This is a genomic window from Pseudomonas sp. H3_A02 (assembly GCF_054671965.1).
This window is the reverse complement of the sequence record NZ_CP162807.1, coordinates 6,231,017-6,246,667: the sequence shown is the minus strand read 5'-3', so window position 1 is coordinate 6,246,667 and position 15,651 is coordinate 6,231,017. Positions and strand designations below refer to the sequence as shown.

Below are 15,651 nucleotides of genomic sequence, written 5' to 3'. Positions count from 1 at the left end.
CTGTGGACGAGAAACAACGTTACGACGAAGGCATGCAAGTACGCCGCGCGGTGCTGGGCGATGCCCACGTCGATCGCAGCCTCAATGCCCTGACCGAATTCAACAGCGAATTCCAGGAGATGATCACCCGCCATGCCTGGGGCGACATCTGGACCCGCCCGGGCCTGCCGCGCCATACCCGCAGCCTGATCACCATCGCCATGCTGATTGGCATGAACCGCAACGAAGAACTCAAGCTGCACCTGCGCGCCGCTGCCAACAACGGCGTGAGCCGTAGCGAGATCAAGGAAGTGATCATGCAGAGCGCCATCTACTGCGGCATTCCGGCGGCCAATGCCACCTTCCACCTGGCCGAATCGGTCTGGGATGAACTGGGTGTCGAGTCCCGGACTTAAGCATCACCCCAACCCCTGTGGGAGCGAGCTTGCTCGCGATAGCGGTGGGTCAGCTGGCGACGATGTTGAATGTGATGACGCCATCGCGAGCAGGCTCGCTCCCACATGGATTTTTACTGGTCACCGGATCTGCGTTCACCCCCAAACTCCCTGTGGGAGTCAAGACTGTGGGAGCAAAGCTTGCTCGCGATGCAATGCCACACTCAACAGAAATGCCACTGACCCACCGCTATATCGCGAGCAAGCTTTGCTCCCACACTGGATCTTCAGTGAGTACACATTTTGTGCTCGACACAGATCCCCTGTGGGAGCGAGCTTGCTCGCGATGACGGTGGTACAGCTTCCATCCATGTTCGGCGTCTACAGCAGGCTGATCGGATAGCTGACGATCAACCGGTTCTCATCGAACTCATTGCTGCTGTAATCCCGGCGCATCGTCGAGTTGCGCCATTTCACATTGAGGCTTTTCAGCGCACCGCTCTGCACGGTATAGGCCAGCTCACTTTCACGGCCCCATTCCTTGCCGTCGTCGACCGTGGCGGTGTGCACGTTGTCACCGCTGATGTAGCGGTTCATCAGGGTCAGGCCCGGCACGCCGACGGCGGCGAAGTTGAAGTCATGGCGCAGTTGCCAGGATTTTTCCTTGGCGTTGTCGTAGCTGGAGTTGTAGCTGTCGTTCGCCAGGGTGCCGCCGCTGGTGCCGTTGACGCGCATCCAGGCGTCATCGCCGCCGACTTTTTGCAGGCCGACGTAGAAGGTGTTGCCGCCGTATTTGGCCGAGAGCATGGCGAACGCGGTTTTGTTGTCCAGGTCGCCGGCCAGCGCGCTGCCGTTTTCCTTGCCGGTGAAGTAGCCGAGGTTGGCGCCCAGGGTCCAATCGCCGATGGGTTGGCTGTGGGTCAGGTTGAAATATTGCTGCTGGTAGATGTCGGACAATTCCGCGTACCACACGCCGACTTGGGTGCGTTTTTCGTTGAAGGCGTATTCGCCGCCACCGAAATTGAAACGGTCGGAGGTGAACGCGCCGCGGCCGTTCATCGACATGTCTTCCATGCTCGCGTCGTTGCGCGGGCTGTTGCCACGGAACTGGCCGCCGTAGAGGCTCAGGCCGTTGATTTCGGTGGAGGTCACCTGGCCGCCACGGAAGGTTTGCGGCAGGGAGCGACCGTCGTCGGAACGCAGGATCGGCAGCACCGGCATCCATTCGCCGACCTTCAACTCGGTCTTCGATACCTTAGCCTTGAGGGCGACACCCAGGCGCCCGTAGTCATCGGCCGGACGACCATCGTCATGAATCGGCAACAGGGAAGTGTTCGCCGTGCCACGGCCGCCGTCGAGCTTGACCGAGTACATGCCCAGCACGTCCATGCCGAAACCGACCGTGCCCTGGGTGAAACCGGACTTGGCGTCGAGGATGAAGCTCTGGGTCCATTCCTCGGCTTTACCCTGGGCATTGTTCGGGTTGGTGAAGTTGCGGTTGATGTAGAAGTTACGCAGGTTGAGGTTGACCTTGGCATCCTCGATAAACCCCGATTCCGCCGCCAGGACGGGCAGGGCGGTACTGGTCAGGGCTACGGCAATGAGGCTGGGGAACAAGTGCTGTGTGGGTTTCATGGGCGTGTCTCTAATTGTTGTGGGCGAAGCGAGTCGTTGCCGCAACCTTGGGTTGCAGACGGTGCGGTGGAACTGGGCGCGCTGTTGATCAGCCGGACGAAGTAGGGCGTGTGGGCATGGCGACGAACCTGTTGTTATTGGTTTTGTGGGAGCGATGGTGAAGGGCCGCTCGGGATCGGTTCAATTGCTGTTTGCGGGTTTTGGGCGATTATCGAACGGCAAAAATTACATCGGCCCAATGCCATTCCTGTGGGAGCGAGCTTGCTCGCGATGGCGGCCTGTCAGTTGGCTTTGCTCTTGTTGACTGAGTACATATCCGTTTTCGCGGTAACGGCGACTTAGGGGGCCGCCCTTACGGCGGGTCACTTTTGAAGGCGCAAAAGTAACCAAAACGCTCCTGCCCCACCACTCGGCACCTCGCTTAGGCTCGGTGTGCCCGAACGCGGGCATTGTGGTTAACGGGGCGCCGAGATCAACGTCCACCACGAGGCGGCCTAGTAGCCGACCTGGCTCTCCTGGTCGTACACCCATCAGATCTGTTTGAGCAGGTCCTGTGGGAGCAAAGCTTGCTCGCGAAACAGGCGCCTCGGTTCCTGAAAGACCGCATCGCCTCCATCGCGGGCAAGCCTTGCTCCCACATAGGCCAGCGTTAAAGCGCACACAAACAAAAAGCCCACCTTCCGGTGGGCTTCGTGTTTCAGCGTTCAGGCTTCAAATCAGAACAATTTCAGTGGCGGCGCTTTCTCCGCCACCGGCTCGTTCTTGCCCGTCTCGGCATTCCAACCACCGCCCAATGCCTTGTACAGATTGACCTCGCTGGTCAGTTGCGCAAGGCGGTCAGTGATCAGCGACTGTTGCGCGCTGAACAACTGGCGCTGGGCGTCGAGGAAGGTCAGGTTGCTGTCGACGCCGATGCGATAGCGACGCTCGGCCAGGCGGTAGTAGTCCTGGTTGGCGGCAACGAAGTCGGTCTGGGCCTGCAACTGTTCGTTGTAGGTCTGGCGCGCGGCCAAGCCGTCGGAAACTTCCTGGAACGCTGTCTGAATCGACTTCTCGTACTGCGCGACGTTGATGTCTTTCTGAATCTTGGCGTAGTCCAGGCTCGCGCGCAGGCTGCCGGCGTTGAAGATCGGCAGGTTGATTTGCGGCGCGAAGGTCCAGGTGCCCGAACCGCCTTTGAACAGGCCGGACAGGTCCGGGCTCAGGGTGCCGGCGTTGGCCGTCAGGCTGATGCTCGGGAAGAACGCGGCCCGTGCGGCACCGATGTTGGCGTTGGCGGCCAGCAAGTTGCGTTCGGCCTGGAGGATGTCCGGACGACGTTGCAGCAGGTCCGATGGCAGCCCGGCCGGCACTTCGCTGAGCAAGTCATCACTCAACGGTTGCGAGTTCAGGTTGGCCGGCAGGCCTGTACCCAGCAGCAGGGTCAGGCTGTTCTCGTCCTGGGCGACCTGGCGGGTGTAGCGGGCCAGTTGCACACGGGCGTTTTCCACCGCGGTGCGCGCCTGGCTCAGGTCCAGGGCCGAGGCGACGCCGACTTCGGCGCTGCGCGAGGTCAGCTTGAAGCTTTGCTCGTAGGCCCCGAGAGTTTCCTGGGTCAGCTTGAGCAGTTCCTTGTCGGCCTGCCAGGTCAGGTAGGCATTGGCGACGTTGGCCACCAGGCTGATCTGGGTGCTACGGCGGGCTTCTTCAGTGGCAAAGTAGCTCTGCAGCGCTTGCTCGCTCAGGCTGCGAACCCGACCGAACAGGTCCAGTTCATAGGCGCTGATGCCCAAGGTCGCCGAATAGGAACTGCTGATCGCCGCTTCGCCGGTTTGCGAAGCCCGTGCCGGTACCCGCTGACGGTTGCCGGAGCCGGTGGCCGAGACCGCCGGGAACAGGTCCGCACGCTGGATGCGGTATTGCGCGGCGTAGGCATCGATGTTCAGCGCCGCGACGCGCAGGTCGCGGTTGTTTTCCAGGGCGACCTGGATCAGCTGTTGCAGCGCCGGGTCATGGAAAAACTGCTTCCAGCCTTGCTCGGCGGCGGCCTGGCCGGGCGCATTGGCCGCCTCGTAGGCCGGCCCTTGCGGGTATTGCGCCGCGACCGGTGCTTCGGGCCGCTGATAGTCGGGGATCAGCGAGCAGCCGCTGAGCACGATGGCGGCGATGGTCAGGGAGAGTAGCGACTTGCTCATTGGCCAGCCTCTTTGGAAGTTTCAGGAGTGTCGTGCCCGTCGGTATTTTTGCGACGGCCTATCGACGACACGGTCACGAAGAACAATGGCACCCAGAAGATTGCCAGGATGGTGGCGGTGAGCATACCGCCGATTACACCGGTACCGATGGCGTGCTGGCTGCCCGAACCGGCGCCGGTGGAGATTGCCAGCGGGACTACGCCGAGGACGAACGCCAGGGAGGTCATGATGATCGGTCGCAGACGCATCCTACAGGCTTCAACGGCGGCTTCCACCAGGGTTCGGCCCTGCTCGTGGAGTTCCTTGGCGAATTCCACGATCAGAATGGCGTTTTTCGCCGCCAGGCCGATGGTGGTCAACAAGCCCACCTGGAAGTACACGTCGTTGGACAGGCCGCGCAGGCTGGTCGCCAGCAGGGCCCCGATGATCCCCAGGGGAACCACGAGCATGACCGCGATCGGAATCGACCAGCTTTCGTACAGCGCCGCCAGGCACAGGAACACCATCAGCAGCGACAAGGCGTACAACGCTGGCGCCTGGGAGCCCGACAGACGTTCCTCGTAGGACAGGCCCGTCCAGGAAATGCCGACACCGGCCGGCAGCTTCTTGGCGATGGCTTCGACTTCGGCCATGGCTTCACCGGTGGAATAGCCTGGCGCCGGGGTGCCAAGGATTTCCATCGCTTCCACGCCGTTGTAACGCGCCAGTTTCGGCGAGCCGTAGACCCACTCACCTTTGGCGAACGCCGTGAACGGCACCATGGTCCCGGCGCTGTTGCGCACGTACCACTTCTGCAGGTCTTCGGGGCTCATGCGAGAACCGGGTTGGCCCTGCACGTACACCTTCTTCACCCGACCACGGTCGATGAAGTCGTTCACATAGCTACTGCCCAGGGCAATCGACAGGGTGTTGTTGATGTCCGACAAGGTGATGCCCAGCGCGCTGGCCTTCTCGTCATCGATTTCCAGCTGGTACTGCGGCTCGTCGTTCAGGCCGTTCGGACGCACCTGGGAGAGGATCTTGCTCTGGGACGCCATGCCGAGGAACTGGTTACGCGCCTCCATCAACTTGGCGTGGCCGATGCCGGCGCGGTCCTGCAGGAACACGTCGAAACCGGTGGCGTTACCCAACTCCAACACGGCCGGCGGGGCGAAGGCGAACACCATCGCGTCACGGAAGGTGAAGAAGTGCTGCTGGGCACGGGTCGCGAGCTTGAACACGCTGTTGTCGGCGTTACGCTCGTCCCATGGCTTGAGCATGATGAAGGCCATGCCGGAACTCTGGCCGCGACCGGCGAAGTTGAAACCGGTCACTGTGAACACCGACGCCACGGCATCGCCTTCACCGCCGTCCTTGCTTGGACGCAGCAGAAACTCACGCATCTTGTCCACCACCACTTGGGTGCGTTCGGCGCTGGAACCGGCCGGTGTCTGCACCTGGGCGAACAACACGCCCTGGTCTTCTTCCGGCAGGAACGCTGTCGGGATGCGGGTGAACAGCCAGACCATGCCGACCACGATGATGATGTAGGCCAGCAGGTACGGCGCCTTGTGCTTGAGCATATTGCCCACGCCACGTTCGTAGCTCCGTACGCCGCGGTCGAAGTTGCGGTTGAACCAGCCGAAGAAACCGCGTTTCGGCGTGCCGTGCTCACCCTTGGGAATGGGCTTGAGCATGGTGGCGCAAAGCGCCGGGGTGAAGATCAACGCCACCATGACCGACAGGGCCATGGCCGAGACGATGGTGATGGAAAACTGCTTATAGATCACACCGGTGGAACCGCCGAAGAACGCCATTGGCAGCAGTACTGCCGAGAGCACCAGGGCGATACCCACCAGGGCACCCTGGATCTGGCCCATGGATTTCTTGGTGGCTTCCTTGGGCGACAGGCCTTCTTCGCTCATCACCCGTTCGACGTTTTCCACCACGACGATGGCGTCGTCCACCAGCAAGCCGATGGCCAGCACCATACCGAACATGGTCAGGGTGTTGATGCTGAAGCCGAACGCCGCGAGGATCCCGAAGGTACCCAGCAACACTACCGGCACCGTCATCGTGGTGATGATGGTGGCGCGGAAGTTCTGCAGGAACAGGAACATCACCAGGAACACCAGCACGACCGCTTCGACCAGGGTTTCCACCACACCCTTGATCGATTCGCTCACCACCGGGGTGGTGTCGTACGGGAACACCACTTCCACGCCTTGCGGGAAGAAGGGCTTGAGGTCGTCGATGGTCTTGCGCAGGGCCTTGGCCGTGTCGAGGGCGTTGGCGCCGTTGGCCAGTTTGACCGCCAGGCCCGAGGCCGGGGCGCCGTTGAACTGGGCGCTGACGCTGTAGTTCTCACCGCCCAGGCCCACCTCGGCAACGTCGCCGACGCGCACTTGCGAACCGTCCGGGTTGACCTTGAGCAGGATCGCCTTGAACTGCTCGGCGGTCTGCAAACGGGTCTTGCCGATGATGGTGGCGTTCAGTTGCTGGCCGGGCAGGGCAGGCAAGCCGCCGAGTTGGCCGGACGAGACCTGGACGTTCTGCGCGGCGATGGCGTTTTTCACGTCCACCGGGGTCAGGTTGAAGTTGTTCAACTTGGCCGGGTCGAGCCAGATCCGCATCGCGTACTGGGCGCCGAAAACCTGGAAGTCGCCGACACCGGCAGTGCGCGAGATCGGGTCCTGCATGTTGGACACGATGTAGTTGGACAGGTCGTCCTTGGTCATGCTGCCGTCGCGCGACACCACACCGATGACCATCAGGAAGTTCTTCACTGACTTGGTCACGCGGATGCCTTGCTGCTGCACTTCTTGCGGCAGCAGCGGGGTTGCCAGGTTCAGTTTGTTCTGGACCTGGACCTGCGCGGTATCGGAGCTGGTGCCTTGCTCGAAGGTCGCGGTGATGGTCATGCTGCCGTCGGAGTTACTTTCCGAGGACACATACCGCAAGTTGTCGATGCCGTTGAGCTGCTGCTCGATCACTTGCACCACGGTGTCCTGCACGGTTTGCGCGGAAGCGCCCGGGTAGGTCACTTGGATCGCAATGGCTGGCGGCGCAATGCTCGGGTATTGGTTGATCGGCAACTTGAGGATCGATAGAGCCCCGACCAGCATGATCACCAGGGCGATCACCCAGGCGAAAATCGGACGGTCGATGAAAAATTTCGACATGGTTTACTCCCCTTTGCCGCCGGCTGCTTTATCAGCTGCCTGAGCGGGGGCCGGGTTCTTGGTATCGACGTTGGTGGCTTCGGTGGCTTTGACTTCAGCCCCCGGCCGTACGTATTGCAAACCTTCGGTGATCAAGCGATCGCCGGCCTTGAGCCCGTCTTCGATCAACCACTGGTTGCCGACGGTGCGGCTGGCCTTGAGCTGGCGCAGTTCGACTTTGTTGTCGGCGCCCACCACCATGGCGGTCGGCATGCCCTTGAGGTCGCGGGTCACGCCTTGTTGCGGCGCCAGGATTGCCGCGCTGTTCACTCCGGCCTGCAACTGTGCATGGACGAACATGCCCGGCAGCAAGGTGTGGTCGGGGTTAGGGAATACGGCGCGCAAGGTCACCGAACCGGTGGTCTGGTCGACCGACACTTCGGAGAACTCCAGCTTGCCTTCGTGCGGATACTGGCTGCCGTCTTCCAGGGTCAGCTTGACCATGGCGGCGTTCTCGCCAGCCTTTTGCAGACGGCCGCTTTCCAGCTCGCGGCGCAGTTGCAGCAGCTCGACCGAACTCTGTGTCACGTCGACATAGATCGGGTCCAGTTGTTGGATGGTTGCCATGGCATCGGTCTGGCCATTACTGACCAGCGCACCTTCGGTCACCGAAGAGCGGCCGATGCGACCGGAAATCGGCGCATAGACCTTGGTGTAGCGCACGTTGATCTGGGCGGTCTGCAGGTTGGCTTCCGACTCCAGGCGATTGGCCACTGCGGTGTCGTATTCCTGACGGCTCACCGCCTGTTCGTCCACCAGCTGCTTGTAGCGGTCGGCAATCGACTTGGTGGAGCGCAGGTTGGCCTCGGCGCTCTTGAGAGTCGCTTCATAGACGGCCGGGTCGATCTGGTAAAGCTGCTGGCCGGCCTTGACGTCGGCGCCTTCCTTGAACAGGCGCTTGAGAATGATCCCGTTGACCTGTGGCCGTACTTCCGCGACGCGGAACGCACTGGTGCGCCCCGGCAGTTCCGAGGTCAAGGTGAAGGCTTGGGTCTTGAGGGTTACGACGCCGACCTGAGGAGGGGGAGCAGCAGGTGCAGCCTCTTCCTTTTTGCATCCGCTGAGCAGCGATGCCAGGGCGATGGCGGTAACCAGAGCAGTAACAGCTGGCTTGAATTGCATGGAAATCCTCGGGTCCAGGCGCGCAGCGGGCGCACTCGAAAGGTGGAAAGGTAAAAAAGCAGCAGTAATTCAATTAGTAGGATGCTAAGAAATATACTTACGTACATGGTTGTTTGTAAACAGCCAAATTGCGTAATATCCGGATTTACAAAAGCCTGACAAAGGCCAGCGTAGATCGGGGACGCCTTCCAGGAGACGTCGCCTCACATTTTGTTCAGCTGATTCTTACGCATTGCTGACCGCATCCTGATTGAGGTGTTTACTGCCATGGTCCGTCGTACCAAAGAGGAAGCCCAGGAGACTCGCAGCCAGATACTCGAAGCGGCCGAAAAGGCCTTTTTCGAGCGTGGCGTGGCGCGTACGACCCTGGCCGACATCGCGACACTGGCCGGTGTGACGCGCGGTGCCATCTATTGGCATTTCAGCAACAAGGCGGATCTGCTCCAGGCCATGCTCGATACCCTGCACGAGCCGCTCGACGAGTTGGCCCGTGCCAGTAAAAGTGAAGAGGAGCTTGATCCGCTGGGCTGTATTCGCAAGTTGTTGGTCCGGTTGTTCCAGCAAGTGGCCCTGGATCCGAAAACCCGACGCATTAATGAGATCCTGTTCCATAAGTGTGAATTCACCGATGAAATGTGCGATTTGCGCCAGCAGCGACGCGAGGTCAGCCTCGACTGCAATGTGCGCATCGCCCTGTCGTTGCGCAATGCGATGAAACGCGGCCAGTTGCCGGATGATCTGGACCCTGAAAGGGCGGCAGTCGCCATTCATGCCTACATCGATGGCATTTTGTACCAGTGGCTGCTGGCCCCCGACAGCTTCGCCCTGGCGGGTGAAGCCGAGCGTTGGGTGGAGATCGGGCTGGACATGCTGCACTTGAGCCCCAGCCTGCGCAAATGAAACAAAATGCGTAATTGCGTCGGTTTGTGTCAATACGAGCGCGTAAGGATGCTTTTATAAACCGACACTGGCGCGGTTGATAGGCAACCGGCGGCGAATTTTGTAGGAAATTTGTTTCGCGTGGATGAAATGTGCAGGAAGAGCCCGGTTGACAAGGTCTTGCGAACGGGCCGCCAGACGGCCCTGGCGAGGCTGTAAAAACTATGAACCTATGGCGAGGGAGCTTGCTCCCGCGTGAGTGCGAAGCGCTCACAAGAAAGGGTTGCTACGCAGCCCAGCGGGAGCAAGCTCCCTCGCCACAAGGATTCAGGCAAGCCTTAAGTGAACAGCATCACGGGCGAGGCCGAATTTTTCAGCTCAGCGTGAGTTCCACGGTAAAACCATAGGGCTCTTCACGGCCTGTGCGAGTGATTCGAGTCGTGCATTGGATCGGGCTTGTTCCAATCGAGGTCAGTGTGTGGGTCCGGACGGGGGTCAGCGTTGGTGAAATAACACCGAAGGATGTATTGACGCGCAAACCGAAGTCAAAACGAAAGCCAAACTCTTTATCGCCGAACACAATGAAATGTTTGAACATGTCCTTACTGGGACTGCCCAGGCGCCGGGTATACGCGAGGTCGAACTTCCAGGCTTGGATATCCCAGGGAAGAATCTGTGTGGGGTGTTGCTCGTCCGCATTCCACTGCAAGTTATGTTCACCGACTTCAAAATCCAAGTCGGTATGGTTGATCAACTTTACGACGAGACGGGTGCGGCTTGGGTTGAGGCGTTCCTGTTCCCAGGCTTGAACCTCCTTGTTGACCTTGTCATTCAGGTTCGCTTTCTCTATCAGCGCCGTGAGCATCGGCACATATTCTTGCGTATCGAGTGATTTGAGGAATTGGTACAACACGGCCAACGGTGCCCAACTGAATTGAGAGGCGATGAGTTCATAAATACTATTGTTGGTCTGTTGGCTGTTTTCTAGGGTAGTGTTCATTTGAAATCCTTTTCAAAGAGAGTGACTGCAAGCGGGCAAGACGTTTGGTCTTGTGGCTGGCGATAATATGGACAGTTAGATGGGTTTTAGAAGTTTGGATGTTTGACTGGATATTAAGCGCAAATAAAAAAGCCCTGGCTCTTTCGAGGCAGGGCTTTTGTTTTTTTAGACTTACATCACTGGATAATCGATATAACCCACCGGACCTTTACCATAGAAGGTCTCCGGGTGCGCTTCGTTCAGCGGTGCATCGGCTTGCAAGCGGGCCGGCAGGTCCGGGTTGGCAATGAACGGCACGCCGAAGGCCACGGCATCGGCCTTGCCCTCGGCCAGCCAGGCGTTGGCGCTGTCCTTGGTGAAGCGTTCGTTGGCGATGTACGGGCCGCCGAAAGCCTGCTTGAGTTGTGGGCCGATGCTGTCGTCGCCTTCTTTCTCACGGGAGCAGATGAAGGCGATGCCGCGCTTACCCAACTCGCGAGCCACGTAGCTGAAGGTTTCCAAGCGGTTTTCGTCGCCCATGTCATGGGAGTCGGCGCGTGGCGCCAGGTGCACGCCAACCCGGCCGGCCCCCCAGACTTCGATGGCTGCGTCGGTCACTTCCAACAGCAGGCGGGCACGGTTTTCCAGGGAGCCGCCGTAGTTGTCGGTGCGCTGGTTGGTGCTGCTTTGCAGGAACTGGTCAAGGAGATAGCCGTTGGCGCCGTGGATTTCCACGCCGTCGAAACCGGCGGCCTTGGCGTTCTCGGCACCGACACGATAAGCGTCGACGATGTCGGCGATTTCAGCGGTTTCCAGTGCGCGCGGCGTTGGGTAGTCGGCCAGCGGACGCACCAGGCTCACGTGGCCCTTGGGTTGGATCGCGCTGGGCGCCACCGGGGTTTCACCGTTCAGATACGACGGATGGGAGATCCGGCCCACGTGCCACAGTTGCAGGAAGATCTTGCCGCCAGCGCCGTGGATCGCCTTGGTGATATTGGCCCAGCCGCGCACCTGATCGTTGGACCAGATACCCGGCGTGTCCGGGTAGCCCACGCCCATCGGCGTGACGGAGGTCGCTTCGCTGAGGATCAGGCCGGCGGACGCGCGTTGCACGTAGTACTCGGCCATCAACGCGTTGGGCACGCGGCCTGCGTCGGCGCGGCAGCGGGTGAGCGGGGCCATGATGATGCGGTTCTTCAGCTCGATGTCGCCGAGTTTGATGGGGTCGAAAATAGTCGCCATGAAAATACAACCTCGAAAGTGAAAGGGTTAACAGTCAATGAGTTGCCGGGGCCAGGTCGGCGTTGCCGCCCTGACGGAAAGTGATGAGGGTGACGAGCAGCGCCAGCACGGCCAGCGCGCCGGCGGCCAGGGGAACGGAGGTCAGGCCCAGGCCGTGGTCGATGACACTGCCGCCGACCCAGGCGCCCAGGGCGTTGCCGATGTTGAAGGCGCCAATGTTCAGGGTGGACACCAGGTTGGGTGCGTCTTTACCGAAGGTCACCACGTTGACTTGCAGGGCCGGTACGGCGGCGAAGCAGGCGGTGGCCCAGAGGAACAGGGTGATTTCACTGGGGATCAACGCCACGCTGGTCCAGCTCAGTACGGTGGACACCACGGCCATGGTGAGGAAAACGCCCATCAGGGTGTTCGCCAGGCTCTTGTCCGCCAGCTTGCCGCCGATGATGTTGCCCAGGGTCAGACCCAAACCGATCAGCACCAGGGTCCAGGTCACGCCACGAGGCGATACGCCGGTCACTTCACCTAACAGCGGCGCGACGTAGGTGAACAGGGTGAACACCGACGCGGAGAACAGCGCGGTCATGCTCAGGGACAGCCACAGGCCAGCGCCTTTGAGCGCGACGAGTTCCGAGCGCATGTCGAGTTTTTCTTCATCGCGTTTGGCGGGCAGGAAGCGGATCAGGCCGATCAGCGCCACCACGCCAATGACGGTCACGGCCCAGAAGGTCGAGCGCCAGCCGGCTTCCTGGCCCAGTGCGGTGCCCAGCGGCACACCGAGCACGTTGGCCAGGGTCAGGCCAGTGAACATCAGGGCCACGGCCGAGGCGCGCTTGTTGGGCGCCACCAGGCCAGCGGCCACCACCGAACCGATGCCGAAGAACGCGCCGTGGCACAGGGCCGTGACCACCCGGGCGAACATCAGCACGTTGTAGTCGCTGGCGATGGCGCAGAGCAGGTTGCCGACGATGAAAATCCCCATCAACGCCACCAGGGCGGCCTTGCGCGGCAGCCGGGCGGTGGCCAGGGCCATGAACGGCGCACCGATGGCCACGCCCAGGGCGTAGCCGGTCACCAGCCAGCCGGCGCCGGGAATCGACACGCCCAGGTCGGCCGCCACATCGGGCAACAGGCCCATGATGACGAACTCGGTGGTGCCGATGGCGAAGGCGCTCAGAGCCAGGATCAGGAGTGAGAGGGGCATGATGGGTCCTTGTCAGGTCAGAGCTCTTGGCTCATTTGCTTGAGGAACTGCTGGATCACTTCCTCGTTGCGTTTGAAGAAGTGCCATTGACCGACTTTCTGGCTGGTGACAAGCCCCGCCCGTTGCAACACCGCCAAGTGCGCAGACACCGTGGATTGCGACAGGCCGCAACGCTGGTCGATCTGCCCGGCACAAATGCCGAACTCGTGGTTGTGCAACTGTTCCGGGAACTGGACCTTGGGGTCTTTGAGCCAGTTGAGGATGTCTCGCCGTACTGGGTGCGCCAGGGCTTTTATTATTTCGTCGAGGTCGAGGGTCATGGGTGGCAAGCTCGGGGTAAGTAAAACGCTATATCGCGATGGAGCGAACCTTAAATCGTTATTTTGCGATATACCAATATGGATTTGATCTGAAGATCGAATAAATCGCTATATCGGGTTATAACGATATTGGCGTGACGATGCTAAGCTGCTCGCCATGAACTATCTCGCGCACCTGCACCTCGGCGGCCTCGGCCGGGAACAATTGCTCGGCAGTCTCTACGGCGATTTCGTCAAAGGGCCGCTGCAAGGGCAGTACGATGCCCGGATCGAAGCGGCGATTGCCTTGCATCGGCGCATCGACATGTACACCGACCGCCATCCCTTGGTGGACGTAGCCCTGTCGCGTTTTTCCACGGTACGCCGGCGCTATGCCGGGATCGTCCTCGACGTGTTTTTCGATCACTGTCTGGCCCGGGACTGGATGCTGTACGGCGAGGGGCCGCTGATGGATTTCACCTCTCGGGTGTACCAGGTACTCAATACCGAACCGCAACTGCCGGGGCGCCTGGCGCAGATCGCGCCTTATATGGCGGCGGATGATTGGCTGGGGTCTTATCAGGAATTCGAGGTGCTGGGGCAGGTGCTGCGGGGAATCTCCCGACGTCTGTCCCGGCCGGAGGAGCTGGCAGGGGCGATGCCGGAACTGGTCAGACTCTATGAGCCGTTGAGCGAGGATTTCCGGTTGTTCTATCCGCAGCTTCAGGATTTTGCGCTGAGCCAGATTGCACCACAAAACTAACTGTGGGAGCGGGCTTGCTCGCGAAAGCGGCGGTTCAGTCAACATCTCTGCTGAATGTTAAGCCGCCTTCGCGAGCAAGCCCGCTCCCACAAGGGATTTCCACAGGTTCTCGGATCAGGCCGCAATGGCAGGCCGCATTGGCGCTTGCTGTTTCTCGGGAATCGTCCCGAACAACGCCTTGTGCACCGCCTGTTGCGCCTGGAAAGCCAGGGCCGCGCGTTCCTGGCCGTGGCAGGCAATCGGTTTCAGCAGGTGGATGTGCACCTCGCCCCGATCATTGGCGAACAGGCGCATCAGGTGCGACAGCAAATCATCATCGCCAATGAACGGTGCCAGCGAATCCGGTTCACCGTTGCGCAGGTAACGGATCGCCACCGGTTGCAACGCGACGTCGGCATCGATGGCTGCCGACAACAAGCGCCCGTGGAAGGTGCGCAGGGAGCGGCCATCGGTGGTGGTGCCTTCCGGGAACATCAGCAGCGGATGGGCCTGTTCCAGATGGCGGCTCATTTGCTTGCGGATCAATTGGCTGTCACCCGACCCGCGCCGGATAAACAGGCTGCCGGCCTTGGCGGCCAGCCATCCGGCGACCGGCCAGGTGCGCACTTCGGCCTTGGACAGGAATGACATCGGCGTGAGCATGCCCAGCAACGGGATGTCGGTCCAGGACACATGGTTACTGACCCACAGCATCGGCCGTTGCGGCAGTTGACCGTGGACGGTGACGGAAAAGGGCAGGGCATGGCTCAGCCGCGCCATGAAGAAGCGCGACCAGCGCTGGCGACGGACCATCGAGTTGGCGACCCCCAGGCGTTCGAACAGGCCGAACACGCTGGCCATGCTCAGGCCCAGGGTCACCACCAGCAAGACTCGCGCAATACGCGCGTACACCCGCAACCGGCTCATTACACCGCTGCCTTGAAGTGACGGGCGTAGCGCGGGCAGAGTTCGTCGCGTTTGAGCAGGATGAACACGTCGGCCACCTGAAAGTCTTCGTCCCAGCACGGCTCGCCGCAAATCTTCGCGCCCAGGCGCATGTAGGCCTTGAGCAGCGGTGGCATTTCGGCGATCACGTTGGACGGCACGTCCAGGGTCGGCAGTGGTTTTTTCGGCACGGCTTGCAGGTGTTCGGTGCACAGGTAGCGTTCGCGCAGGCGCTGCATGATCGCCTGGGCCTGGATGCCGCCATCCTGCATCGGAATGCTCGCGCAGCCCATCAGGTAGCTGTAGCCGCCTTCGTTCAGGACTTCAGCCAGCTCGCCCCACAGTACGGCGATGGTGCCGCCGTTGCGGTAGGCCGGGTCGACGCAGGTGCGGCCGATTTCCAGGATCGGGCCCTTGAGATGGACCAGGCCGTGGAGGCTGAATTCTTCTTCGCTGTAGAACCGGCCCAGGCTGCTGGCGGCCTGGTGGTCGAGCAGGCGAGTGGTCGCCACGAGGCGGCCGGTGTTCAGGTCGCGTACGCCGATGTGGGCGCAGTGAACATCATAGTCATCCATGTCCAGACCCTTTTCCGCGCCCTTGAGCTTGGCGTTGAATTCGCCGCTGAAGACGTTGAAGCGCAGGGCCTGGGCTTCTTGCAAAGCGTGGGCGCCAATCAGGCGTTCGGCTTGCAGGCGGCGTTCATTGCCGGTGTCGCTGATGCGGGCGATCTGGGTCATAGCGAATCTCCGTGCGGGCTGTTCAGTTGCAGCCTGTCGACTTTCTTTATGCAGCCATGTTGTGCAAAGTCAGGCTATGTAGCCCCGGTGTCATCGCCATGAAGCTTTGGTGATGCTTATAT

13 protein-coding genes are annotated in these 15,651 nt (G+C 60.9%); 3 read left to right on the top strand and 10 right to left on the bottom strand.

The window, feature by feature from the left end:
- Positions 1 to 2 precede the first annotated feature (2 nt).
- Positions 3 to 395, top strand: a complete 393-nt coding sequence (gene pcaC / locus AB4N80_RS27435) for a 4-carboxymuconolactone decarboxylase (protein ID WP_122566795.1) — start codon at positions 3 to 5, stop codon at positions 393 to 395.
- 360 nt (positions 396 to 755) lie between these two features.
- On the opposite strand, the gene AB4N80_RS27430 is transcribed toward pcaC, so the two are convergent.
- The 4 genes from AB4N80_RS27430 to AB4N80_RS27415 form a co-directional block, all read right to left on the bottom strand.
- Positions 756 to 2,009 (bottom strand): OprD family porin, encoded by a 1,254-nt coding sequence (locus AB4N80_RS27430; RefSeq protein ID WP_460079853.1) that lies wholly within the window; start codon positions 2,007 to 2,009, stop codon positions 756 to 758.
- A gap of 716 nt (positions 2,010 to 2,725) precedes the next feature.
- A complete protein-coding gene (gene adeC / locus AB4N80_RS27425; protein WP_122566793.1) occupies positions 2,726 to 4,183 on the bottom strand; it encodes an AdeC/AdeK/OprM family multidrug efflux complex outer membrane factor in 1,458 nt (485 codons plus the stop codon).
- A complete protein-coding gene (gene emhB / locus AB4N80_RS27420) occupies positions 4,180 to 7,344 on the bottom strand; it encodes an efflux RND transporter permease subunit EmhB (protein WP_122566792.1) in 3,165 nt (1,054 codons plus the stop codon). Before emhB ends, adeC begins: the two co-directional genes overlap by 4 nt.
- A 3-nt stretch (positions 7,345 to 7,347) precedes the next feature.
- Entirely contained in the window at positions 7,348 to 8,505 is a 1,158-nt protein-coding gene (locus AB4N80_RS27415) for an efflux RND transporter periplasmic adaptor subunit (protein WP_122566791.1), read from the bottom strand.
- Between the two features lie 267 nt (positions 8,506 to 8,772).
- On the opposite strand from AB4N80_RS27415, the gene AB4N80_RS27410 reads away from it, so the two are divergent.
- Complete coding sequence (locus AB4N80_RS27410; RefSeq protein WP_305491836.1) at positions 8,773 to 9,405, top strand: TetR family transcriptional regulator; 633 nt, start codon at positions 8,773 to 8,775, stop codon at positions 9,403 to 9,405.
- 352 nt (positions 9,406 to 9,757) lie between these two features.
- Here AB4N80_RS27410 and AB4N80_RS27405 read toward each other — a convergent pair whose 3' ends face one another.
- From AB4N80_RS27405 to AB4N80_RS27390, 4 genes are all read right to left on the bottom strand, one after another.
- Positions 9,758 to 10,384, bottom strand: a complete 627-nt coding sequence (locus tag AB4N80_RS27405; protein ID WP_460079847.1) for a hypothetical protein — start codon at positions 10,382 to 10,384, stop codon at positions 9,758 to 9,760.
- A gap of 171 nt (positions 10,385 to 10,555) precedes the next feature.
- Positions 10,556 to 11,605 carry an alkene reductase gene (locus tag AB4N80_RS27400; RefSeq protein WP_122566788.1) on the bottom strand — a complete coding sequence of 350 codons (1,050 nt, stop codon included), beginning with the start codon at positions 11,603 to 11,605 and terminating at the stop codon, positions 10,556 to 10,558.
- Positions 11,606 to 11,639: 34 nt separating this feature from the next.
- Complete coding sequence (locus tag AB4N80_RS27395) at positions 11,640 to 12,806, bottom strand: MFS transporter (protein WP_122566787.1); 1,167 nt, start codon at positions 12,804 to 12,806, stop codon at positions 11,640 to 11,642.
- 17 nt (positions 12,807 to 12,823) lie between these two features.
- The gene (locus tag AB4N80_RS27390) at positions 12,824 to 13,126 is read right to left on the bottom strand and encodes an ArsR/SmtB family transcription factor (protein ID WP_122566786.1); all 303 of its coding nucleotides are present in this window, start codon (positions 13,124 to 13,126) and stop codon (positions 12,824 to 12,826) included.
- 157 nt (positions 13,127 to 13,283) lie between these two features.
- On the opposite strand from AB4N80_RS27390, the gene AB4N80_RS27385 reads away from it, so the two are divergent.
- Positions 13,284 to 13,868 (top strand): acyl carrier protein phosphodiesterase, encoded by a 585-nt coding sequence (locus tag AB4N80_RS27385; RefSeq protein WP_122566785.1) that lies wholly within the window; start codon positions 13,284 to 13,286, stop codon positions 13,866 to 13,868.
- A gap of 114 nt (positions 13,869 to 13,982) precedes the next feature.
- Here AB4N80_RS27385 and AB4N80_RS27380 read toward each other — a convergent pair whose 3' ends face one another.
- Positions 13,983 to 14,774, bottom strand: a complete 792-nt coding sequence (locus AB4N80_RS27380; protein WP_122566784.1) for a lysophospholipid acyltransferase family protein — start codon at positions 14,772 to 14,774, stop codon at positions 13,983 to 13,985.
- On the bottom strand, positions 14,774 to 15,529 hold the full coding sequence (olsB, locus tag AB4N80_RS27375) for an L-ornithine N(alpha)-acyltransferase (protein ID WP_122566783.1): 756 nt from the start codon (positions 15,527 to 15,529) through the stop codon (positions 14,774 to 14,776). The genes AB4N80_RS27380 and olsB overlap by 1 nt, the downstream gene beginning before the upstream one ends.
- Positions 15,530 to 15,651 lie beyond the last annotated feature (122 nt).

Bases quoted from the DNA above. Each gene is read 5' to 3' on its own strand.
- AB4N80_RS27430 (WP_460079853.1), bottom strand. From the start codon at position 2,009: ATGAAACCCACACAGCACTTGTTCCCCAGCCTCATTGCCGTAGCCCTG.
- adeC (WP_122566793.1), bottom strand. From the start codon at position 4,183: ATGAGCAAGTCGCTACTCTCCCTGACCATCGCCGCCATCGTGCTCAGC.
- emhB (WP_122566792.1), bottom strand. From the start codon at position 7,344: ATGTCGAAATTTTTCATCGACCGTCCGATTTTCGCCTGGGTGATCGCC.
- AB4N80_RS27415 (WP_122566791.1), bottom strand. From the start codon at position 8,505: ATGCAATTCAAGCCAGCTGTTACTGCTCTGGTTACCGCCATCGCCCTG.
- AB4N80_RS27410 (WP_305491836.1), top strand. From the start codon at position 8,773: ATGGTCCGTCGTACCAAAGAGGAAGCCCAGGAGACTCGCAGCCAGATA.
- AB4N80_RS27405 (WP_460079847.1), bottom strand. From the start codon at position 10,384: ATGAACACTACCCTAGAAAACAGCCAACAGACCAACAATAGTATTTAT.
- AB4N80_RS27400 (WP_122566788.1), bottom strand. From the start codon at position 11,605: ATGGCGACTATTTTCGACCCCATCAAACTCGGCGACATCGAGCTGAAG.
- AB4N80_RS27395 (WP_122566787.1), bottom strand. From the start codon at position 12,806: ATGCCCCTCTCACTCCTGATCCTGGCTCTGAGCGCCTTCGCCATCGGC.
- AB4N80_RS27390 (WP_122566786.1), bottom strand. From the start codon at position 13,126: ATGACCCTCGACCTCGACGAAATAATAAAAGCCCTGGCGCACCCAGTA.
- AB4N80_RS27385 (WP_122566785.1), top strand. From the start codon at position 13,284: ATGAACTATCTCGCGCACCTGCACCTCGGCGGCCTCGGCCGGGAACAA.
- AB4N80_RS27380 (WP_122566784.1), bottom strand. From the start codon at position 14,774: ATGAGCCGGTTGCGGGTGTACGCGCGTATTGCGCGAGTCTTGCTGGTG.
- olsB (WP_122566783.1), bottom strand. From the start codon at position 15,529: ATGACCCAGATCGCCCGCATCAGCGACACCGGCAATGAACGCCGCCTG.